Source organism: Zymobacter palmae (genome assembly GCF_003610015.1).
GTDB lineage: Bacteria > Pseudomonadota > Gammaproteobacteria > Pseudomonadales > Halomonadaceae > Zymobacter > Zymobacter palmae.
Map to the genome: position 1 here is coordinate 989,154 of NZ_AP018933.1, position 21,011 is coordinate 1,010,164.

Annotated in this window: 16 protein-coding genes and 1 pseudogene; 9 read left to right on the plus strand and 8 right to left on the minus strand. The window is 57.9% G+C overall.

What is annotated here, in order from left to right; translation table 11 throughout:
- The first annotated feature begins 23 nt into the window (after nucleotides 1–23).
- Nucleotides 24–1,226, plus strand: a complete 1,203-nt coding sequence (argJ, locus tag ZBT109_RS04345) for a bifunctional glutamate N-acetyltransferase/amino-acid acetyltransferase ArgJ (RefSeq protein ID WP_027705339.1) — start codon at nucleotides 24–26, stop codon at nucleotides 1,224–1,226.
- A 193-nt stretch (nucleotides 1,227–1,419) separates the two neighbouring features.
- Nucleotides 1,420–2,403: a Nudix family hydrolase gene (locus ZBT109_RS04350; RefSeq protein WP_027705340.1), complete on the plus strand. Its 984-nt coding sequence runs from the start codon at nucleotides 1,420–1,422 to the stop codon at nucleotides 2,401–2,403.
- Nucleotides 2,404–2,446: 43 nt separating this feature from the next.
- Here the strand turns inward: ZBT109_RS04350 and yacG are convergent, their stop codons facing one another.
- From yacG to ZBT109_RS04375, 5 genes are all read right to left on the minus strand, one after another.
- Entirely contained in the window at nucleotides 2,447–2,677 is a 231-nt protein-coding gene (yacG, locus tag ZBT109_RS04355) for a DNA gyrase inhibitor YacG (RefSeq protein ID WP_027705341.1), read from the minus strand.
- 157 nt (nucleotides 2,678–2,834) lie between these two features.
- A complete protein-coding gene (coaE, locus tag ZBT109_RS04360) occupies nucleotides 2,835–3,443 on the minus strand; it encodes a dephospho-CoA kinase (RefSeq protein ID WP_038278376.1) in 609 nt (202 codons plus the stop codon).
- A 48-nt stretch (nucleotides 3,444–3,491) separates the two neighbouring features.
- Nucleotides 3,492–4,118 (minus strand): prepilin peptidase, encoded by a 627-nt coding sequence (locus ZBT109_RS04365; RefSeq protein ID WP_051523860.1) that lies wholly within the window; start codon nucleotides 4,116–4,118, stop codon nucleotides 3,492–3,494.
- Entirely contained in the window at nucleotides 4,115–5,311 is a 1,197-nt protein-coding gene (locus tag ZBT109_RS04370; protein WP_027705343.1) for a type II secretion system F family protein, read from the minus strand. Before ZBT109_RS04370 ends, ZBT109_RS04365 begins: the two co-directional genes overlap by 4 nt.
- Complete coding sequence (locus ZBT109_RS04375) at nucleotides 5,298–6,785, minus strand: GspE/PulE family protein (RefSeq protein WP_051523863.1); 1,488 nt, start codon at nucleotides 6,783–6,785, stop codon at nucleotides 5,298–5,300. Before ZBT109_RS04375 ends, ZBT109_RS04370 begins: the two co-directional genes overlap by 14 nt.
- Before the next feature lie 147 nt (nucleotides 6,786–6,932).
- Here ZBT109_RS04375 and ZBT109_RS14080 point away from each other — a divergent pair, with 147 nt between their 5' ends.
- Entirely contained in the window at nucleotides 6,933–7,421 is a 489-nt protein-coding gene (locus ZBT109_RS14080) for a pilin (RefSeq protein WP_038278377.1), read from the plus strand.
- On the opposite strand, the gene ZBT109_RS04385 is transcribed toward ZBT109_RS14080, so the two are convergent.
- Entirely contained in the window at nucleotides 7,409–8,596 is a 1,188-nt protein-coding gene (locus tag ZBT109_RS04385) for a cation diffusion facilitator family transporter (protein WP_051523864.1), read from the minus strand. The genes ZBT109_RS14080 and ZBT109_RS04385 overlap by 13 nt on opposite strands.
- Nucleotides 8,597–8,834: 238 nt before the next feature.
- Between ZBT109_RS04385 and ZBT109_RS04390 the strand changes: the two genes are divergently transcribed.
- On the plus strand, nucleotides 8,835–10,337 hold the full coding sequence (locus tag ZBT109_RS04390) for a TrkH family potassium uptake protein (protein ID WP_027705345.1): 1,503 nt from the start codon (nucleotides 8,835–8,837) through the stop codon (nucleotides 10,335–10,337).
- Between the two features lie 202 nt (nucleotides 10,338–10,539).
- Here ZBT109_RS04390 and ZBT109_RS04395 read toward each other — a convergent pair whose 3' ends face one another.
- Both ZBT109_RS04395 and ZBT109_RS04400 read right to left on the minus strand, forming a co-directional pair.
- Nucleotides 10,540–11,703: a 1-acyl-sn-glycerol-3-phosphate acyltransferase gene (locus tag ZBT109_RS04395; RefSeq protein WP_232012866.1), complete on the minus strand. Its 1,164-nt coding sequence runs from the start codon at nucleotides 11,701–11,703 to the stop codon at nucleotides 10,540–10,542.
- A gap of 100 nt (nucleotides 11,704–11,803) precedes the next feature.
- Nucleotides 11,804–12,730 carry a recombination-associated protein RdgC gene (locus ZBT109_RS04400; RefSeq protein ID WP_027705347.1) on the minus strand — a complete coding sequence of 309 codons (927 nt, stop codon included), beginning with the start codon at nucleotides 12,728–12,730 and terminating at the stop codon, nucleotides 11,804–11,806.
- A 279-nt stretch (nucleotides 12,731–13,009) separates the two neighbouring features.
- On the opposite strand from ZBT109_RS04400, the gene gyrA reads away from it, so the two are divergent.
- The 5 genes and pseudogenes from gyrA to cmk all read left to right on the plus strand — a co-directional run bounded on the left by gyrA (nucleotide 13,010) and on the right by cmk (nucleotide 21,000).
- On the plus strand, nucleotides 13,010–15,715 hold the full coding sequence (gene gyrA / locus ZBT109_RS04405; protein ID WP_027705348.1) for a DNA gyrase subunit A: 2,706 nt from the start codon (nucleotides 13,010–13,012) through the stop codon (nucleotides 15,713–15,715).
- Nucleotides 15,716–15,752: 37 nt separating this feature from the next.
- Nucleotides 15,753–16,844, plus strand: coding sequence for a 3-phosphoserine/phosphohydroxythreonine transaminase (serC, locus tag ZBT109_RS04410; RefSeq protein ID WP_038278379.1), 1,092 nt, complete (start codon nucleotides 15,753–15,755; stop codon nucleotides 16,842–16,844).
- Between the two features lie 25 nt (nucleotides 16,845–16,869).
- Nucleotides 16,870–17,982, plus strand: coding sequence for a prephenate dehydratase (gene pheA / locus ZBT109_RS04415; protein ID WP_051523866.1), 1,113 nt, complete (start codon nucleotides 16,870–16,872; stop codon nucleotides 17,980–17,982).
- A 74-nt stretch (nucleotides 17,983–18,056) separates the two neighbouring features.
- Nucleotides 18,057–20,323 (plus strand): annotated as a pseudogene (locus ZBT109_RS04420) (bifunctional prephenate dehydrogenase/3-phosphoshikimate 1-carboxyvinyltransferase).
- Nucleotides 20,320–21,000 (plus strand): (d)CMP kinase, encoded by a 681-nt coding sequence (gene cmk / locus ZBT109_RS04425; RefSeq protein WP_027705351.1) that lies wholly within the window; start codon nucleotides 20,320–20,322, stop codon nucleotides 20,998–21,000. Before ZBT109_RS04420 ends, cmk begins: the two are co-directional and overlap by 4 nt.
- Nucleotides 21,001–21,011 lie beyond the last annotated feature (11 nt).

Sequence of the window (21,011 nt, forward strand, 5' to 3'; positions counted from 1 at the left end):
CGTATTCAAGAGCGAACAATATCATGGCAACAGGTAGCGGCGCATTTCCAGACATGCCTTCTATTGCGGGTATTCGGGCGGGTATCGCCAGTGCGGGAATCAAGAAAGCAGGGCATCGAGACCTTGTCGTTTTCGAGCTGGGTGAACGAAGCCAGGTGGCGGCCGTGTTCACGCGTAACGTGTTCTGCGCCGCGCCTGTTAAAGTGGCACGCGATCATTTGATGGCAGGCGCGCCTCGCTATCTGTTGATCAACACTGGTAATGCCAATGCAGGAACCGGCGAGCATGGCCTAGTGGCTGCTAATGCCTGCTGCGAAGCCCTCGCGCACGAAGCCGGTGTGTCGGCACAGCAAGTGCTGCCGTATTCCACTGGAGTGATCGGGGAGCCGTTGCCCGTTGAGCGTATCGGCGCTGCACTGGGCGCCGCGCTAGCTGATCTGGCATCGGATCATTGGCAGCAGGCGGCAACGGGTATCATGACGACCGATACGCGCCCGAAAGGCGCTACGCGCACGCTACAGATCAACGGTCAATCCGTCACGATCAATGGGATCGTAAAAGGCTCCGGCATGATCTGTCCCAACATGGCGACCATGCTGGTCTTCATTGCGACGGATGCCGCCATTGAGCAGGCGGCGTTGGCCGCAATGCTGCGCAAGGGCGCGGACCTTTCGTTCAACCGGATTACCGTTGACTCGGATACCTCCACTAACGATGCGTGCACGATGGTCGCGACGGGTGAAGGTGCCGTTGTGGCTGGCGATGACCTTGAGGCCTTTGCCACTGTGCTGGATGATCTGATGCTGGAGCTGGCACAGGCGGTCATTCGCGATGGCGAGGGGGCCACGAAGTTCGTCGCCATTGAAGTAGCCGATGCACAGAGCGAAGAGGAAGCCCTGAAGATCGCCTACAGCGTGGCGCATTCTCCATTGGTCAAGACGGCGCTTTCTGCCAGTGACGCCAACTGGGGACGTGTACTGATGGCCATCGGCAAGGCCGGTGTCGATCTTGATGTGGCATTGACGACGCTCACAATCAACGGTGTGCTGATCGCACAGTACGGTGAGCGGGCGCCGGGTTACAGCGAAGAGGCGGGTAGTCGCGCCATGTCCGAAGAGGATATCGTCATTCGTATTACGCTGGGGCGTGGCGATCAGGCGGCAACGGTCTGGACATCTGATCTGTCCCACGAGTACGTGACCATCAACGCTGAATACCGCACCTGAGGATGTTCACCCGCCGTTACCGCCTGTCCACGGTGGTGGGCGGTGACGGCGAGAATGGGTATGTCCAGGCGGGATAAATCTGTCCTTTGGGCAACCCGAATACCTCACGGGGCGCGGATGGTGGTAGAATCCCCCCATTCGAGCGGTTGTCTTTTCTTAACTTATTGCTGTCGCAGTGGAGTACACGCACGTCATGTCGGAATCAACGTCCAAGCGCCACCTCAATGTCGCAGCGGCGGCCATTTTTAATCAGAATGGTCAGGTATTCCTATCTCGACGCCCTTCTTTCGTCGATCAAGGGGGACGCTGGGAGTTTCCTGGGGGCAAGCGTCGCCCTTATGAAACAGGCTTCGAGGCGCTCAAACGAGAACTGTTCGAGGAGCTAGGCATTCATGTGCGTCGTGCTCAGCCGCTGATTCGTGTTCCTCACGATTATGGCGATTACACTGTCGTGCTGGATGTGTGGGCCGTACATGATTTCAGCGGCGAACCTTTTGGCCGTGAAGGCCAGGTGGTGCGCTGGGTCGACGTCGACGATCTGTGGCACTACAACTTCCCTGAAGCCAACCAGCCTATCATTCGCGCGGCGATCTTACCGTCTTACATGATGGTGACCGGGGAAGCTTCTAGCAACGATGCCTTTGCTGAATCGCTTGAGGAAGCGCTGACCGAGCACCATCTGAAACTGGTACGCGTACGCGCGCCCGAGCTGGCAATGGACGATTATGCGCAGCGTGCCGAAATTGCCGTTGAGCTGGGACGTAAACACGGTGCTCGCATTCTGCTGGGTAACCGCGACGAGCAAGTGAAACCGGTCGCTGACTTGGTCGAATCACTGGACGCCAGTGGTCTCTACCTGACCTCTCATCAGCTGCACGGCTTGAAAGAGCGCCCGGTGGCAACGTCACGTTGGTTGGGCAGCACGGTGCATAATGAACAGGATCTGATCATGGCTGAGCAGCTGGACTGTGATTTCGCGACGCTGTCGCCGATCCGTCCGACCGAGCTGTGCCGTGACCAGACGGCGCTGGGCTGGCATGACCTGCAGGAATGGGTGGCGCCTCGCCGCCTGCCTATCTATGCAATGGGCGGTCTGGAAATGGACGATATCGACCATGCGCGCGGCGTTGGGGCGCAGGGGATCGCGTCACAAGGGTTCTTCTGGACCGTTCGTTAACGCGTCGCCTTCCAGAGCACAGCAGTACCTTACAAAGCACGCCTTAGGGCGTGCTTTGTGCGTTTTGACGTTCCAGTTGTAGCACCATTTCATCAATGGCCGTTTCGTCCATGGCTTGTTCACCGGGGATGCGATGCGATTCGCTGGCCCAGGCGCCTAGGTCTATCAGCTTACAGCGATGAGAGCAGAACGGGCGGTCCGGGTTGGCGGACGACCAGTTGACCTTGGTGTGACAGGTGGGGCAGGCCACTTGCAGCGGTTTGTCCTGTGACATGGGAAGCCTCTTTTTGTGAGATTCTATCGTGAAAAAGTAAGCCGATAGGCGGGTACGAAAGGTTGAACAGCCCGGTGCATCTATGTCTGAGCGCGGTTTCGCACTGGCCTTATCGCAAAGAGATACGGGCGGCACACCGGCTTTCAAGCAGTGCCGATCAGCGTGCCTGCTTGACGAGCTGTCGATAGTGGTGGTCCAGTTCAGCGACGCGCTGTGCTAGCGCAGGGTCGCCGAGTGCTAGGCTATTGTCGATCACGTCGTCTGCCCGTGCTAGGCGTTCAGTACGTGTCAGCTGCGCGTTTAGGATGGCCTCTATCTGAGCATCGCTGCTGTGGTCGCGCGCCTTGAGGCGCGTACGCTGAAGCGCTTCGGGAATATCGATCACCAGCACGCGATCCACTTGCTGATCCAAGCCGGTTTCGAACAGTAGCGGAACTACAAGCAGGGTATAGGGTTCAGGCTGGCGGGCTACCTGCTCAAACATGCGCTGCCGGATAGCCGGATGCATAAGCGCTTCGACCCAGCGCCTTTCTGTGGGGTCCTCGAAAATGACGGTGCGTAGCGCAGCACGATCAAGTGTGCCATTAGGCAGTAAAAGATGCTGCCCATAGCGTTCGACTAGCTGGGCCAGCACCGGTTCACCCGGCGCGACGATGTCACGCGCTACCTGATCGGCATCGACGTGGCCGATACCATGGGCGTTGAATAAACGGGTAATGGTACTTTTACCGGAGGCAATACCACCCGTCAGGCCGATGATGAGCATGACAGATCCAAGGCTGAAGATGAGCTGCCGAGCGCGGCGTGCTCAACGTCAGATGAGTGGCGGAGCCCAGTGGCGCATCAGTAGCTGTTGAAGTAGCGCCGCGATGACCAGAAATGGGCCGAAAGGCAGTGTGGCTGCGCGCTGGTGATGGCGCCCTGTGGCAAGGCCAACGCTGGCCGCCATAAGGCATGCACATGATAGCAGTAGCAGTAGGGTGTGGATACCCGACCATGCTCCCAGTGCCGCCAGCAGTTTCATATCGCCACCGCCAATGGCATGGCGCTTGTGCAGTGCCCACCAGCTCTGGTCTATGCCGAATAGAATGAGGTAGCCCACGCATGCCCCAAGCAAAGCGTTTGACCAGTGGGGGTAACCAATCATCACAGCATGAAGCCCACCCGCTGCCAGCAAGGGCAGGGTGAGTGCATCCGGTAGTCGCCCCGTGCTTGCGTCTATCCAAGCCAGACGGCTGAACGCGGCGAAGGCCAGCGCCGTCATCCATGCCGTGGGCGAGCCGTGGCTGAGGCTCAGCAGTGCGTAGCGCAGCCCACCATCAAGCAGTAGCCCCATCAGCACGTAGGAGCGCTTCAATCGGTGCCGAAAGGGCCAAGCAATCACTATGCTGATAGCGGCCGACATCACCACGTCAAGCAGTAACACGGTTTCTGGACTCATATCATCACATCTTTCATATCAAGAATGGGCAGGTACAGGCTCAGCATGAGCGTGCCGATGACAAGGCCCAAGCAGGACAACAGAATCGGTTCCAGCCATGCGGTCAACGTCTGTCGATAGTGCTCACTGCGCTGTGCTATCAGTTGACTGGCTTGTTCTAATACGTCGTCCATCTGACCTGTGTGCTCGGCAATCCGAAGGAGATGGATGACGTCTTTAGCAAACAACGGCCGAGAGCCGCTACGACATGAGCTTAGAACGTGACTGAGCGACGCTCCGGCAGCCAGCGCATGCTGAAGGTAATGAGTGAGTACATCCAAGGGCTGCTGCGACGCGGGCATCGCAAGCAGTGGTTGCTGACGACGCGTTTGGCGCATTAGCAAAAGCTGTTCTAACAGTGCGATGCCTAACCTGTGCCGCTGCAGCGTTGCGATAATGGGAAGATGGGCCGATATCCGTGCGATACGGGGGTGGTGACGGCAGCGCCAGCTGACGACTGCGAGCGCCACCAGCACCGCATAGGGCCATGCACGGGAAGTAAGCGCATGAGTTAGTGTGATGAGGCCACGGGTCAGCAGAGGTAGGGCATGGCCTGATTGCTGATACAGCTGGGCGAAACGAGGCACGACCATCTTCATCATCAGCGTCAGTGTTCCCAGCCCCGCGACAATGAGCGTTAAGGGATAGCGCATCTGCTGACGGCAGCGTTGCAGCCAGTCATGTTGGCGCTGCCTGCGCTCGACCAGCTGCCGTAGTCCGTGGCCTAACACGCTTTCCTGTTCGGCAGCCGCTAGCAGGGTCAACTCTATCGACGGCATACGAGCGTGCGGTGTTGCCTTCAGAGCGCTGGTCAGCGACTCCCCCTGTGCCAGCGTGTGATGAACTTGAAGCGTCAGCAGTTGCGTAGCCGGTGAGGAGGACATCTCCGCCATCACCTGCAGGGCTTGTGGCAGGCCGATATCTGCGGCTAACAGTTGCTGAAGTTGCCTCATCCATTGGGTTAGCGCTGTGCTTGAACAGCAGGGTGTGCCGAGTGTTATGAAGCGTGTGACGATGATGGGAGCGATGCTCTGCTGATGCAGGCTGTCTCGCGCCTGTCGACGATCCGAGGCCTCAATGAGACCACGCTGTCGCTGTCCTTCTGCATCGATTCCCTGCCATTGCCAATAACGAGGTCGCCTAGTGGAGTACATTGAGCACCTCATCAAGGCTTGTTTGTCCCTCTGCAAGACAGCGCAGCGCGGCATCGCTCAGAGTGGAATCCGTGGGCGTCGCTAGCAGTGCCTGCGCCGATGCGATAGGGGTCGATGTCAGCAGCGCATTGCGAAGAGTGGTCGTCATCGGGACGACTTCAAACAGTGCCATTCGCCCTTGATACCCTTCTCGACATGCATTGCAGCCTGCCCCGGCACGGAAGAGCTCCATCTCTTTCAGGCAGGAGTGCCGTTGTAACAAGAGTGCTGGCGCGATATCGGGTTGACGGCAGGACGGGCACAGTCGACGTACAAGGCGTTGCGATACCACTAGGGTGACGGCGCTAGCCATATCGTGAAAGGGAATGCCTAATGCGTGCAGGCGGTTGAATGTTTCGGTGGCAGATCCTGTATGCAGCGTGGACAGCAGTAGGTGCCCAGTCTGTGCGGCCCGGATGGCCATACCGGCTGTTTCGCCATCGCGTATCTCACCTACCATCAGTACATCCGGGTCTTGACGTAACAGCGCCCGCAGGATGGTGGCAAAGCTTAGGCCTTGTGCTGAATGCACCTGAATTTGGGTCAGTCCTTCTAGTCGTGCTTCCACGGGGTCCTCTACGCTGCACAGATTGAGCTGGTGGCGGTGTTCCAGTGCCATCAGCATGCGGTAGAGCGTCGATGTTTTGCCGCTGCCAGTTGGACCGGTAACCAGCACCATGCCGTGTCGGCCGAGGGCGTGGACTACCTGCGAATAATGGCAGGAGGAGAGGCCGATATCGGCTAGCTTCAGCAGCGACTGGCCGGCAGGAATGAAGCGCAGTACCACCTTTTCACCGTGCAGTGCCGGCAGCGTGCTGAGGCGCAGGTCAGCGTTGCGCCCATTCTCCAGCACCATGTGGAGCGCACCGTCCTGTGGTAAACGCGTTTGTGCGATATCAAGGCCTGCCTGAAGCTTGAACTGACGGATCAGGCGCGTGCTGCGTTGGTGAGGCCAGTGCTCCACTGTATGCAGGCGCCCGTCAATGCGCAGCCGCAGTACGTGGCCTTCTGGTGCCGGGTCAATATGAATATCGGAGGCTGCCTGTGATGCCGCCTGCTGAACCAGCTGGCGCAACGCTTTCAGCGTGTCGTGATCCTGCTGTTCGTCATCTAGCGTCATGGCGGAAGGTGAGGGTGAATTCTGCAGCTGTGCTGCCAGTCGCCTTAGTCCTTCCGACAGTGTGTCGGGGGCGCACCAGTAAGCTTCGACTTGGCTGCCCGCGGCGAAGGCCAGAGTGTTCAGCGCGCGCAGGGCACTAATCGAGGCTACGGCAATGGCGGTCTTCTCGTTGCTATGGCTGAGCGGCAGGATGCCGTGGCGCTGCCAGTATTCGAGTGGTTGCGTCACGGCTGGCCAGTTTGTCGGCAACTCTGACTCCGACAGAAATGGCAGGCCGTGTAGATGTGCGAAGCGAGCTGGAGCGGATGAAGGCATGGCGTATTCCCGTAGCGGTTGGCTTACAGGATGGCGGCCTAAAAAAGAGAAAATTGACCTGCCCCAGAAATTTTTTACCGACTCAAGGTGCCAGTGGCACTGCCGCCATAGAGAGTGTCAACCACGCCTTATCGAGAGGACGTTACGATGTCGGTATTCGCACAATCTGAGGTTCATTCACGCTTGGCGCAGCGCCAAACCTCCAACGGCGAGCGCTTGTGGGCACAGAGCGGTTTTACTCTCATGGAGGTAATGGTGGTTATGGCCATTATCGGTATCTTGGCGTCCATTGCGGTGCCCGCGTATCAGCGCTATACCGCGCAGGCGCATATCACCTCGGCAATGGGGAGTCTACGTAGCCAGCAGCTGGACGTTGAACAATTCATGATGAGTGGCGGTGGGTTGGCTCACTATGCGCTGGAAGAGACGAGCGCTGCCTACGGTGATATCACTCTCACGCTGGAAGGACAGCAGCCCGCCTTGCACTACCGCTTCAATGCCGATAGCGCAGCGGGGATAGGTGAGGGTAGCGAAGAGGCTGTGCTGCATATGGTACGCAAGAGCACGGGTGGCTGGGCGTGCAGAGCGGAGGGTATTACCTCCCGCCTAGTGCCCAGCGATTGTCATTCTTCGTGAGCAGGTAGGTGCTTTCCTGTGCAAGGTACGGCGGCATGCCAGATGTTCAGCTCGCCGCGCCATGGCAGGTCGGCCGTTAGGGAATAGGCCAGCTGCAGGGTTGCATCGTCAAACACTACATCGCAAGGGAGATAGAGATCGAGGTCGATATGGCGAGTCTGGTGGTCTCGATGTGCCTGATAGTGCAAGCTCATTTTTTGGCAATGAGGCCACCAGCTTTGGTCTTGCCACGCTTTGTCGAGCGCCGCCTTGACCTCCTTACGCAGGGGAAGATGCTGTGCGGCATGCTTGCTGAGGTGGTCATCTTCGACGTCTATATGGAAAGTAATGTCGCGGATCGTTGGATGGTCACGCCGAATGGCTGCCACAGCGGCATTGCCGATTTCATGTGCTTCCGAAGCGCTCAGATCGTCATCGACCAGTAGGTGGACATCGAGACAGATCATCGCCCCAACGTGACGGGCGCGCAGATCATGGATATCGCGCAGTTCGGAGACGGTCAGAGCGCTCTTACGTACCGAATCAATTTCATCGTCGGACAGTGTCGTGTCGATCAGCTCGCGACTGGCCTGCCAGAGTGTTTCGGCGCCGATGCGACCGACAAGGAAGGACACCAATAGCGCGGCCAGTGGGTCCAGCCAGTGCAGCCCGAACAGACTGCCGATCAAGCCTATCAGGACGATAAGCGATGAAAGTGAATCGCTGCGGGAATGCCATGCGCTGGCTTCCAGCAGTTGCGAGCGTTGTTCGCGTGCGGTGCGAAGGGTCCAGTGGAAGATGGCTTCCTTGACCAGCAGGGCCAGAATGGTAACGCCCAGCGCCGCATAGCCAATGGCACCATGCTGGGGAACGAACATGGCTTGCAGGCTATCCCAGCCGATGATGACGGCGATGGCAATCAGTAGGAAGCCCAAGGCAAGGCTGGCCATGGTTTCAATGCGGCCATGGCCATAAGGATGCTGTTTGTCTGGAGCCTGTCGACCGAAGTGCATGGCCACCATCACCATGAGATCGGTGAACAAATCGGCCAGAGAGTGAATGCCGTCTGCAACCAGTGCGCCAGAGGCGGTGAGACTACCCACGCCGATCTTGACCAGACCGAGTAAGCCATCGGCCACGGCCGTTACAATGTTGATGCGCTGGGCCTGTTGAAGCTGCGTTCGAGAAGAGGTCATGGCTATGGGCTTTTCCGGGTGCGAGTATCGAATGTCTTCTAGCATAGGGTGCGGTACAGAATAGTGCAGAGGATCAAACCACTGCACAACCGCTGTTTTATGTCAGGCTCGCATAAGGCTATGCAGCCGTTCATACTGTTGCCGTGCTGAGCGCTGTAGTGAGCAGCGACAGTCGTCATCTTCCTATCTGAGTGTAGGCGGCCTGAAGGCCGGTTTCTTTGCAATGAGACCATGCAATATGCCCTCATCACGATCACCGTTCGCAACGATGCGGCTCTTGCATCTGATCGACTTCATGCCAGTGCTGCGCATTCTGGCAATCTTGCTGTTCATCTTGGCTCTGGTCATGGCGATCCCTCTGATCGTACTGGCCATTGAGCAGGACCCGGATGTGCGCGCGTTCGCCACCTCCGAGGTCATCACGCTGAGCACCGTGGGCCTTGTGCTGTTCTGGACGCGCAATGCGCACATGGAACTGCGCCCGCGACAGATGTTCCTGCTGACCGTACTGAGCTGGGTAGTGTTCGCCGGCTTTGCCAGCCTGCCGATGATTCTGGGGCAGCCGCGCCTTACTGTAGCGGATGCCGTTTTCGAGGCCGTGTCGGGCGTAACCAGCACGGGGGGGACTGTGCTGGTAGGCATTGAACACCTTTCCGTCGGCATCAAACTGTGGCGCGGGTTGCTGCAATGGATGGGAGGGATCGGGATTATCGTGATGGCGATCGCCATCTTGCCCTTTCTCAAGGTCGGTGGCATGCGGCTGTTTCATACCGAGTCTTCTGAGTGGTCGGATCAGGTCGCGCCGCGCGCGGGCACCGCTGCCAAAGCCATTGCCAGCATCTATATCGGCAGTACGCTGGCAGCGTTCATCACCTATCGGGTGCTGGGTATGACCTGGTTGGATGCCATCGTGCACGCTATGAGTTCGGTATCGACCGGAGGCTTCGCTAATTACGACGACTCCTTCGGTGTGTACCAGAACCATCCCGCTATTCTATGGGCCTCTATGGTGTTCATGCTGACCAGTGCGCTGCCGTTCGTGATGTACATCCGTGTGCTTGGGCGTCGTTCTTGGCAGCCACTGTGGCGCGATCAGCAGGTGCGAGGCCTGTTCTGGCTGGTCACACTCACCTCGCTGAGCCTGACGCTTTATCGCCTACATCAAGGGGCGACCGCAGGCTTTGGACGGGTGCTGACGGAAACGGCCTTTAATGTCGTGTCCGTGATTACGACGACAGGGTATTCTTCCACCGATTACACCCTATGGGGTGCGCTAGCCGTCAACGTCTTCTTTTATCTGCTGTTTATCGGCGGGTGTTCGGGATCGACAACGGGGGGGATCAAAATCTTCCGCGTGCAGATCGGCTGGCTGATGTTGCGTAACCACCTGCGCCATCTGGTGCATGCCAATGGGGTGTTCGTGCAGCGCTACAATGGCCGCTTGCTGACCGACGATATCGTGCGTGCCGTCATTGCATTTTCTTTCTTCTTCTCGCTGACCGTGGCGGTGATGTCGATTCTGATGTCGATGATGGATGTGGATTTGCTAACCTCAATCAGTACCTCGGTGTCCTCGCTGGCCAATGTCGGCCCGGCGGTAGGGGGGCGTGTCGGTCCCGCGGGCAACTACCGTGACCTTCCTGATATGGCCAAGTGGCTGCTCAGTGTGGCGATGATTATGGGGCGACTTGAGATTTTGACGGTCATGGTGCTGCTGACGCCAGCGTTCTGGCGTAAGTGATGCCGTGTATGTCCGCATGGTGTAGATGCGCTCTGCTATGCGAGGGAGGCTTGTGCTGTCGGGGGCATCCGCCCGTGCGCAGTTATTGTCGCCCGTGATAAAGAACGTTCATTGTAAATAGAGAGAAAGGGCAGCCTAATCAGGCTGCCCTTTCTCGTTTTTGCCTTGTACTCACCGTGTGTTCTACGGGGCATAAGGAGGATTATTCTTCGATTAATCCTGCGCGGTTCAGCACCGGATTCGCATACTGCTGTAGCCACCAAGGACGCAGGTCTTCAGGCACTTCGGCCAGAGCGGCGTTAAAGCGTTGGCGATCATCCTCGGTGATTGCCGTCTCGTCGACCAGCTCATCGTGCCCACCCAGCATCTTTAGTGCCAGCATATGGGGCGGAAACAGCGTATAGCCCTCCAGTACTTGGCGGTCGATTTCCGCCGCAACCTCTTCGGCCGTTTCGAACGGATAGCCATCAGGACGTACGGACAGTGGGGTACCGAAATGCAGGCTGACGCGGCCTTTCTGCCCAGTGATGCCTGCAGCGATTGACTGCATGTCTTCCATGGACTGCTTTTCGTAGCTGCCATCCGTTTCGAGTGCTTGCAGTTCACGGGCTTTCATCAGTGCGCAGGGGTCGTACTCGTAGCTGATCGACACCGGTACGATGTTGAGTGCCTTGATGGTGCCGCCCAGAGGTTGCTTGCCCTGAGACATGCAGATCATCTTGATGATGCCCGGTTCGGTGCGGTCAATACCGTCCTTAGCGCGCCCCTGACGTTGAGCGATCCAGATGGAGTGCTTTTCATCTCTCAGCGAGTGCGCGATGTAATCGGACAGTAGGCGAAATGCTTGCAGCATCTCTCGCTTACCGCTGGAAGAGCGCGGCACGATGAAGCTCTTGTTGAGACGCATCAGGTCCGACGCAAAAGGGCGTTTCAGCAGGTTGTCGCCGATGGCGATCCTGACCGTGTCGCGACCCGAATGGTGCAGTGCCAAATTGAGAAAGGCGGGATCAAGTGAAATGTCGCGGTGGTTGCCGATGAACAGATAGGCATTGTCCGGGTCCAGATGAGCGGCCCCTTCCGTTTCGAAGCGCGTGACCGTTTTGGCGATCATATCGTTCATATAATCGGCGATATGCTGCTGAAAATCGGCGATTGTCAGCGTGCCTTTCATACGTTTCTGAAGACCTTGACGGGTCAAAAAGCGGGCGAAGCACGGCAGGTGCTTCATCAGGCGCGGCAGTCGATAGCGCCCGACAAGGTTCAGAAACTCGCGGTCATGTGCCAGTCGGTCAAGTACGGCAACGACCTCATCGTCTCGATAGGGGCGCAGCGAATCGAAGCGATCGGGTGTCGAAGTAGTGGTCATGGTGACGTTCATAAATGAATGAATGATAAATAACGGCAACTCACCGATATAACCGAGCGTGGTGGTGGTACGGCACCGCCACCACGCATTAACAACAATACTATACGGCCGTGGCGACGGCGGGGTCTTGTTCGCCGCCCAGCCAGCCGATGAGCTGCTGCACGGCCGATGTCAGCGCGCCTGCCATCAGGGCAAGGTCGGTGTCGATACGGAGGATGGGATCGCCATCATCGTCGGCATCGTTGGCTTCGTCTAACAGAGCATCGTCGAAGGCCAGCGATTTAAGCACGAGATCTTCCTGTAGCGTCAGCCCCAGTACGCCTTCGATCTGAATGGCAAGGCGGCTGGCTTGGCGTCCCGAAGCAATGGCCGTCTGGATTTCATCACCATCAAGATCCATTGCACGTGCCCGGATAATACCATCATCGTTGCCGCGCAGTTCGATTTGGTCGCCGATGACCAGTGAATCGGGGCGTGAGGATGGGTCGGTCAACCAGTGCGTCATTGTGCGGGCGATCGGTTCGCGCACGGCCAGTGGTGTGACCTTCAGTGAGCCCAGCGTCTGTCGCAGGGCATCCAGCACGCTTTCAGCACGTTTCGCTGACGCACAGTTGATGCCGATCAAACGGCTGCGCGTATCCCACCACAGTTCGGTCACGGTCGTACGGGCAAAGGCCTGCGGCAGCAGTTCTTCGATCAGGGTCTCTTTGAGTGCCTGGCGTTCGCGGCGACGGGGCGGAAAGCCTTGCTTAGCTTCCAGTTCAGCACAGCGTTCTTCCAGTTCTTCCTTGATGACGCTGGAAGGCAGCAGGCGCTGCTGTTCGGCCAGTCGGATCAGACGGTGCCCCTGCACCTCGTGAACCAGCAAGTCACTGTTGCGGCCTGCTGGTGCGCTCCAGCCGTGACGACGCGCCTCATGCGGGCCGACGGGTTGGAAGCGATGGGCGGCCAGAGCGTCGCTCTGCTGCTCAAGAGGAAGAATGTCGGAATCGTGTACGCGATACAGATGAAGGTGCTTAAACCACATGGTCTCTCGTCCTAATCGGAAGTGGGCATTATGTCGGAAGTCCTTATCACCACGCCACTTCCTGGTGAGGGTGTGTGAATGCCGCGAGGTGTCGCGTGTCGATCATGCCTATCGTAGCTAAAACGTACTGATGACGCGTCAACACATCTCTATATGGTACACTGGTCGTCAATGATGAGGCGCGTGCCATGCGCCAAACCACAGCTGCGCCTGCAGTCGTCTGGCTGTATGCATGGACATGTGGTTAATGTGAAAGTCAACTTCAGGATTTAACGACTCATGGGTGAGATCGCCAAAGAGGTTCTGCCAGTCAACATCGAGGACGAACTGAAGCAGTCGTATCTCGACTACGCAATGAGCGTCATCATCGGGCGTGCACTTCCCGATGTACGAGACGGGCTCAAACCGGTTCACCGGCGCGTGCTGTACGCCATGCATGAGCTGAAGAACGATTGGAATCGTGCTTATCTGAAGTCCGCGCGTGTGGTTGGTGATGTTATCGGTAAATATCACCCGCACGGCGACTCGGCCGTTTATGACACTATCGTCCGCATGGCACAGTCCTTCTCGATGCGCTACGTGCTGGTCGACGGGCAAGGGAACTTCGGTTCCATCGACGGCGACAGTGCTGCGGCCATGCGTTATACCGAGGTGCGCATGGCGCGCATCGCGCACGAACTGCTGGCCGATCTTGAAAAGGATACCGTCGATTGGGTCGACAACTATGACGGTACGCAGCGCATTCCTGATGTGCTGCCAACGCGCATCCCCAACCTGCTGGTCAACGGTGCTGCAGGTATTGCTGTTGGGATGGCGACCAATATCCCGCCGCATAACCTGACCGAAGTTATCAATGCCTGTCTGGCACTAATCGACGATGACAGTCTGACCGTCGATCAGTTGATGGAATACCTACCGGGGCCCGATTTTCCGACGGCCGGTATCATCAATGGTCGCGCCGGTATCCTCGACGCTTACCGCACCGGTCGCGGGCGTATCTATATGCGCGCACGTCATACCGTCGAGCACGATGACAAGACCGGTCGCGATCATATCATCGTGACCGAGCTGCCTTACCAGGTGAACAAGGCGCGCCTTATTGAGAAGATCGCCGAGCTGGTTAAGGATCGCAAGATCGAAGGTATCGCTGAACTGCGCGATGAGTCTGACAAGGACGGTCTGCGCGTCGTGATCGAGACCAAGCGTGGTGAATCCGGTGATGTCGTCGTCAACAATCTGTTCGCACAGACGCAGTTGGAGACGGTCTTCGGTATCAACATGGTGGCGCTGGATAATGGTCAGCCGAAGACACTCAACCTGCGTCAGGTACTGGATGCCTTCGTGCGCCACCGCCGCGAAGTGGTCACGCGCCGTACGCTGTACGAACTCAACCGTGCACGCGAACGTGGGCATATTCTTGAAGGTCTGACGGTCGCGATCTCCAATATTGATGAGGTCATTGCCCTTATCAAGGCCTCTAACTCTTCTCAGGAAGCCAAGCAGAAGCTGGTCGACACCGTATGGCAGCCGGGCCAAGTGCTCGAAATGCTCGACCGTGCGGGCGCCACTTCCTGCCGCCCCGACGATATTGAAGGTGAGTTTGGTCTGGCGACCGATCGCTCTGGCTATCGTCTGACCGAAGCTCAGGCTCAGGCCATCCTCGAACTGCGCCTACACCGCTTGACTGGCCTCGAAACTGAAAAATTGCTCGAAGAATATCAGGGCATCCTCGAACGCATCGCCGAGCTGACCGAAATTCTCGAAGATCCGGACCGCCTGATGGAGGTGATCCGTACCGAACTGCGCACCGTGCGGGAACAGTATGGTGACGAGCGTCGTACCGAGATTCTGGCTAGCCGTAGCGACCTGCGTACCGAAGACCTGATCGCCGAAGAAGACATGGTGGTCACGATCTCGCGTACCGGGTATGCCAAGACTCAGCCACTGTCCGACTATCAGGCTCAGCGTCGCGGTGGTCGAGGCAAGTCCGCTACCGCGATGAAGGATGAGGATGTCATTGAACACCTGCGTGTGGCTTCGACACACGACACGCTGCTGATGTTCTCCGATCGTGGCAAGGTGTACTGGCTCAAATGCTATGAGCTGCCGCAGGCGAGCCGCGGTTCGCGAGGTCGCCCGCTGGTCAATCTGTTGCCGCTGGAAGACGATGAGTGCATCTCAGCCCTGCTGCCCGTGCGCGAGTACGCCGAAGACAGTTATATCTTCTTCGCGACGGCATTCGGTACGGTCAAACGCACTTCGCTTGAACAGTTCTCACGCCCACGCTCCAGTGGTCTGATCGCGCTGGCGCTGGAAGAGGGCGACCGCCTAGTCGGTGCTGCCATCACCAACGGCAACGACCATGTCATGCTGCTGTCCTCCAACGGCAAAGCAATTCGCTTCGAAGAGCAGGTTGTACGCTCAATGGGACGTACGGCGCGCGGTGTCCGCGGCATGCGTCTTGCAGAAGGCGCGCGCGTCATCAGTCTGATCATTCCGTGTACGACTGAAATCGATGCCAGTGCAGAAGTGGAAAGTGAAGATTATCAAGAGGTAACAGCTGACAACGATGTTCAGCAGTGTTATATCCTGACAGCTTCGGAAAACGGTTACGGCAAGCGTACGCGTCTCGAAGAATTCCCGCTGCGCGGACGCGGTGGTCAGGGTGTGATCGCCATGCAGACCTCCGAACGCAACGGTGAGATGGTAGCGGCCATTCAAGTGGCCGATCAGGATGAGATGATGCTGATCACCGACCGCGGTACGCTGGTGCGTACACGTGTCAGTGAAGTGTCGTGCACGTCTCGTAACACACAGGGTGTCACTCTGATCCGTGTTGGCGAAGGTGAGCGTCTGGTGGCGAGTGTCCGCCTTGACGAGCCTTCCGATGATGAGCCCATGATTGAAGAAGAAGAGGGCGAACAGACCTCCGGTGAGGCTGATGAAAATCAGGCCGCTGACGGTGACGACACGACTGGAGCCTGATGCCCCACAACAATGATGGTTGTTCGAGGAGCTCCCGATGAGACATTACAACTTCAGTCCGGGCCCGGCGACATTGCCCGAGGCTGTACTGGAACAGGCACAGGAAGAACTGCTGGACTTTCACGGTCTGGGCGCTTCCGTCATGGAAATCAGCCATCGCGGCCCTGATTTCATGGCGTTGGCCGAGCAAGCAGAAGCCGATCTGCGTGAGCTGATGGGCATTCCTGACAACTACCGTGTGCTGTTCCTGTCCGGGGGCGCCTCGACACAGTTCGCCAGCGCGCCGCTCAATCTGGCAGCGCAAGGGCGTCCCAACATCATTGATAGTGGTATCTGGTCGTCTAAAGCGATCGACGAGGCTAAGCGCCTGACGGGTGTGCACGTTGCGGCGTCCACCAAGGACGGCAACTATGCGCGTGCGCCGCTGCAAGACGAACTGGTGATCTCGGATGATGCGGCCTACCTGCACTACACCGATAACGAAACCATCGGTGGCGTGCAGTTCGACTACATTCCGCAGGCCATCATCGGTGGTCAGGACGTGCCGGTCATCTGTGACATGTCATCGTCCATCATGGGGCGTGAAATGGACGTGTCGAAGTTTGGCATGATCTACGCTGGCGCCCAGAAGAACATTGGGCCGGCTGGCATCACGTTGGTGATCGTGCGCGATGACCTGCTAGCACGTGCGCCAAAGGCTGGCATTCCCACCATGCTTGACTATCGCACTATGGTGAAGACCGATTCCATGTACAATACGCCACCAACCTTTGCGTGGTATTTGTGCGGTCTGGTCTTCCAGTGGATGAAACGTCAGGGTGGTATTCCGGCCATCGCCGAGATCAATCAGCGCAAGGCAGCGAAGCTGTATGCCGCCATTGATAACAGCGACTTCTATTCCAACCCCGTGGAACTGCGTCATCGCTCCATCACCAACGTGCCTTTCATTCTGGCGGACGAGTCGCTCAACGCGCGCTTCCTCGCCGAGTCGAAGGCCGCAGGGCTTCTCAATCTGAAGGGGCATCGTAGCGTCGGTGGCATGCGCGCCAGTCTGTACAACGCCATGCCTGAGGCGGGCGTCGATGCACTGGTGGACTTCATGAAGGCCTTCGAACGCGATCACGGATAACCGCATTACAAGGTAAGTACGCTCGATGAATGAATCGAAGGATCTTGATCAGCAGAACGCGCTGTCGCTCGATGCATTGCGCAAACGCATCAATGCGGTCGATAGCGAACTGCTGTCGCTGATCAGTGAACGTGCCCAGCTTGCTCAGCGTGTGGCCGAAGCCAAACTGGCGGAAGACCCCGATACGGTCTTCTATCGTCCCGAGCGCGAAGCTCAGGTCATGCGGCGCATTATGGCGCTCAATGAAGGTCCTCTGTCCGACGAAGAGATGGCTCGATTGTTTCGTGAGATCATGTCTTCCTGTCTGGCGCTTGAGCAGCCTATCAGCGTGGCCTATCTGGGGCCTAACGGCACCTACAGCCAGCAGGCGACGCTGAAGCACTTCGGTGGCGCCGTCGAAGGCGTTCCTGTCGCCACCATCCCCGATGTCTTCCGTCAGGTCGAAGCGGGGCAGGTCGCGTACGGGGTCGTCCCCGTTGAGAACTCCACCGAGGGTGCGATCAACCAGACCTTCGATATGTTCGTTAGCTCCAATGTGCGGGTGTGCGGGGAAATCTTCCTGCCTATCCACAACAACCTCATCGGGCGTCGCGGGGCGCTCGATGAGCCGATCGAACGAATTTATTCCCATTCGCAGCCGTTGGCACAGTGCCGCGGATGGCTTGCTGTGCACTATCCTCAGGCAGAGCTGATCGCCGTATCCTCCAATGCTGAAGCTGTACGACTGGCTGAGCAGGACAAAAACGGTGCCGCTATTGCAGGATCGCATGCGACCCACTATTTCGATGTCGATATCCTCGTGCGTAATATCGAGGATCTGGCCAGCAACGTGACGCATTTTCTGGTCATCGGGCGTGAGCCGGTGGGGCCGAGCGGCGATGACCGTACCCTGCTGCTGGCGTCCGTGCATAACCAGCCCGGCGCGCTCGAACGCTTGCTTGAGCCGTTGAGCCGCCACGGCATTGACATCACGCATCTAGAATCGCGTCCTTCGCGTGTCCAGCCTTGGCATTACGTCTTCTTTGTTGAAGTGAAAGGGCATTGTGAAGATGGCCCGCTGGCGCAGGCACTGGAAGAATACGAAGGCTCGATGATTGATGTCCGTGTTTTGGGTTCTTGGCCCGCAGCGGTTATCTAATTCTCCGATGAAGGCAGCGGCTCTATGGGTCGCTGCACCATTTCTTATCGTTTGCAGTGCCGCGACGGCCGTGAATGCAGATTGCAACAGGTATCGGTTACGTGAAGCAAAGGCCCACGCCCCAAGAGTCGGGCATCCTTATCCTTGGGGTAGGAATGATCGGAGGTTCTCTTGCCGCCGCATTGAAGCAGCAAGGCTATCCTGGCGTCATTCGCGGTAGCGATGTGCGTGAGGAAGAGCTGGTGCTGGGGCAGCAGATGGGGCTGATCGACAGTGGTGATACCGACCCTCTGACTCAGCTCGACGGCATTTCAATGATCGTTCTGTGTGTGCCGGTGATGGCGATCGGGCCGCTGATTGAGCGCCTAGCCCCTCATGTCGCCGACCGCGACATTGTCGTGACGGACGTGGGCAGCAGCAAAAGTGTCATCCGTGATGCAGTCGTCGCCTCCATGGGCTATTTGCCGTCGTGGCTGGTACTAGGACATCCCATTTCTGGGGCTGAGCATACCGGTGTGGCGGCAGCCGATCCCGAGCGCTATGTTGCGCACAAGGTGATCCTGACGCCAGAACTGCAAACTGCCGAACGTTATGTCGAGCGCGTCGCAGCAGTGTGGGAAGCCGCCGGAGCCGAGGTGGTCACCATGTCGGTCGAGCGGCACGACGATATTCTGGCGCGAACCAGCCATCTGCCCCATCTTTTGGCCTTTTCTCTGGTCGATACGCTAGCGCGTCAAGATGAAGGGCTTGATATTTTCCGCTACGCCGCGGGCGGCTTCCGCGACTTCACCCGTATCGCTGGGTCCGATCCAGTGATGTGGCGTGACATTTTCCTCGGTAACCGCGATGCCGTACTGAGCGCTTTGGACGACTTCGAGGCGGGCTTGGCGCGATTACGACGTGCCATAGAGGAGGGCGATGCCGAATCCCTCCATGCTATCTTTCAGTGCGCCAGTCAGGCGCGACACCACTTTCAGACCCTGTTGAACCAGACTACTTCATGAGTGAGCAGACCATGACTCAGCACAATGTTCGTTATCTTGCCCATCAGGGCGGCAGTGTCCGTGGCCGCATCCGCGTGCCGGGCGATAAATCTATGTCGCACCGTTCCATCATGCTGGGCGCACTGGCTGAAGGTGTTACCGAAGTGGACGGTTTCCTTGAAGGCGAAGATAGTCTGGCTACGCTCAAGGCCTTCCGTGCCATGGGCGTACAGATTGAAGGGCCTGATAACGGGCATGTCACCATTCACGGTGTCGGCATGCATGGTCTGAAAGCGCCGCAGGGCGACCTGTACCTGGGAAATGCCGGTACGGGGATGCGTCTTTTCTCTGGCCTGATGGCAGGGCAGGCGTTCGATAGCACGCTGACAGGTGATGCTTCTCTGTCGAAGCGCCCAATGAACCGTGTCGCGGATCCGTTGCGCCTGATGGGTGCACGCATTGATACAGCAGACAAGGGGCGCCCGCCGTTGCACATTCACGGCGGTCAGCCGCTCAAAGGCATCTCCTATGACATGCCAATGGCCAGTGCCCAAGTGAAATCCTGCCTGCTATTGGCAGGCATGTATGCTGAAGGCGAAACGCGTGTGACGGAGCCTGCACCGACGCGTGATCATACGGAGCGCATGCTCAATGGTTTCGGTTATGAAGTGCGTCGCGAAGGGGCTACGGCCATTATCCAAGGGGGCGGGCGTCTGACAGCGGGTGTGATTGACGTACCCGCAGACATCTCTTCGGCTGCTTTCTTCCTTGTTGCTGCATCCATCACGCCGGGGGCTGATCTGGTGCTTGAGCATGTCGGGATCAACCCCACGCGTGTTGGCATCATCAATATTCTCAAGGCTATGGGGGCAGACCTCACCTTGTCTAACGAGCGCGAAGTGGGAGGCGAGCCGGTTGCCGACATCCACGTTCGCTACGCGCCGTTGAAAGGCATCGACATCGACGATGAGCAAGTGCCGTTAGCCATTGATGAATTCCCCGTGTTGTTCATCGCCGCAGCCAATGCCGAGGGCACAACCCGCCTGCGCAATGCTGCAGAGCTGCGCGTTAAGGAATCCGACCGCATCCAAGCAATGGCTGACGGCCTGGCTGCCATCGGCGTTGAGCACACGGTCTATGATGACGGCATTGATGTTGTCGGTGGCACCTACCATGGCGGTCGTATCGACAGTCACGGTGATCACCGCATCGCTATGGCCTTTGCCGTTGCGGCACTGTGTGCCGAGGGTGATATCGACATTCTGGACTGTGCCAACGTGGCTACGTCCTTCCCGAACTTCAAAGCATTGGCTGATACCGTTGGCATGCGTCTGGATGTGATTGAGGAAACGGCATGAATGACGTGCCTGTAGTCACGCTGGATGGCCCGGGCGGCGCAGGGAAGGGTACGATTTCCAGCATGCTGGCGGCCAACCATCGTTGGCACCTGCTGGATTCTGGCGCGCTGTATCGCCTGACGGCACTGGCCGCACACAATCATGGTGTCGATGTTGCAGATGAAGCCGCTGTAGCGCATATCGCGGAAACGCTGGATGTTTGCTTTCTAACGGAGGCTGATACCTCGGTGAAGGTGATGCTGGAAGGTCAAGACGTCTCACATGCTATCCGTCAAGAAGCTATTGGCAATGCCGCATCGGTGGTCGCCAGCATTCCAGCAGTGCGCGATGCGCTCCTGCAACGTCAGCGCGATTTCGCTATTGGCCCGGGCTTAATCGCGGACGGCCGCGATATGGGGACAACCGTTTTCCCCGCCGCAGTGCTGAAGATATTCCTAACGGCTTCGGCCGAGGAGCGTGCTCGGCGGCGTATGAATCAGTTGCAGTTAGCGGGTATTTCTGCTAATTTTGGGAGTCTTTTAAGAGATATTCAGGTTCGTGACGAGCGCGATCAGAATCGCAGTGTTTCACCTCTGAAACCTGCAGACGATGCCATCGTGCTGGATACGACAGAACTGAGTATACCGGACGTCGTCGCTCGCATCGAAGCTCTGCTGGATGAGCGGTTGAAGGCTTGAGTTTAGCGGTT

Excerpts from the sequence above, each read along its gene's own strand:
- ZBT109_RS14080 (WP_038278377.1), top strand. The coding sequence starts at position 6,933 with ATGTCGGTATTCGCACAATCTGAGGTTCATTCACGCTTGGCGCAGCGC.
- ZBT109_RS04365 (WP_051523860.1), bottom strand. The coding sequence starts at position 4,118 with ATGAGTCCAGAAACCGTGTTACTGCTTGACGTGGTGATGTCGGCCGCT.
- ZBT109_RS04350 (WP_027705340.1), top strand. The coding sequence starts at position 1,420 with ATGTCGGAATCAACGTCCAAGCGCCACCTCAATGTCGCAGCGGCGGCC.
- ZBT109_RS04370 (WP_027705343.1), bottom strand. The coding sequence starts at position 5,311 with ATGTACTCCACTAGGCGACCTCGTTATTGGCAATGGCAGGGAATCGAT.
- ZBT109_RS04385 (WP_051523864.1), bottom strand. The coding sequence starts at position 8,596 with ATGACCTCTTCTCGAACGCAGCTTCAACAGGCCCAGCGCATCAACATT.
- yacG (WP_027705341.1), bottom strand. The coding sequence starts at position 2,677 with ATGTCACAGGACAAACCGCTGCAAGTGGCCTGCCCCACCTGTCACACC.
- ZBT109_RS04390 (WP_027705345.1), top strand. The coding sequence starts at position 8,835 with ATGCCCTCATCACGATCACCGTTCGCAACGATGCGGCTCTTGCATCTG.
- argJ (WP_027705339.1), top strand. The coding sequence starts at position 24 with ATGGCAACAGGTAGCGGCGCATTTCCAGACATGCCTTCTATTGCGGGT.
- pheA (WP_051523866.1), top strand. The coding sequence starts at position 16,870 with ATGAATGAATCGAAGGATCTTGATCAGCAGAACGCGCTGTCGCTCGAT.
- ZBT109_RS04400 (WP_027705347.1), bottom strand. The coding sequence starts at position 12,730 with ATGTGGTTTAAGCACCTTCATCTGTATCGCGTACACGATTCCGACATT.
- ZBT109_RS04395 (WP_232012866.1), bottom strand. The coding sequence starts at position 11,703 with ATGACCACTACTTCGACACCCGATCGCTTCGATTCGCTGCGCCCCTAT.
- coaE (WP_038278376.1), bottom strand. The coding sequence starts at position 3,443 with ATGCTCATCATCGGCCTGACGGGTGGTATTGCCTCCGGTAAAAGTACC.
- gyrA (WP_027705348.1), top strand. The coding sequence starts at position 13,010 with ATGGGTGAGATCGCCAAAGAGGTTCTGCCAGTCAACATCGAGGACGAA.
- cmk (WP_027705351.1), top strand. The coding sequence starts at position 20,320 with ATGAATGACGTGCCTGTAGTCACGCTGGATGGCCCGGGCGGCGCAGGG.
- ZBT109_RS04375 (WP_051523863.1), bottom strand. The coding sequence starts at position 6,785 with ATGCCTTCATCCGCTCCAGCTCGCTTCGCACATCTACACGGCCTGCCA.
- serC (WP_038278379.1), top strand. The coding sequence starts at position 15,753 with ATGAGACATTACAACTTCAGTCCGGGCCCGGCGACATTGCCCGAGGCT.